The organism is Streptomyces sp. SID14478 (genome assembly GCF_010548525.1).
GTDB lineage: Bacteria > Actinomycetota > Actinomycetes > Streptomycetales > Streptomycetaceae > Streptomyces.
Genome location: NZ_JAAGMG010000864.1, coordinates 1 through 272 on the forward strand (window position 1 = coordinate 1; position 272 = coordinate 272).

Below are 272 nucleotides of genomic sequence, written 5' to 3' on the forward strand. Positions count from 1 at the left end.
CTCCCCAGCAGGAAGGCGCACGTGTCCCGGGTGGCGCGCAGCTCCAGCACCTCCCGCACGTGCGGAAAGGGGGCGTGGTCGTCGCTGTGGTGGGAGTCCCCGTCGTCCCACACCACGACGAGGCCCAGATCCCGTACGGGCGCGAACATGGCGGCCCGGGTCCCCACCACCGCCCGCACGGCGCCCCGCCGCACGGCGAGCCACTCCTCGTAGCGCCGCTGCTGCCCGGCGTCGGCGGTCAGCAGCGCGTGCTGCCCCTCCCCCAGCGCCTC

General features: G+C 76.1%; 1 pseudogene. It reads right to left on the reverse strand.

Annotation, left to right across the window (positions count from 1 at the left end):
* A pseudogene (locus G3I40_RS28150) lies at window positions 1–272 on the reverse strand (primosome assembly protein PriA); the annotation flags it as partial.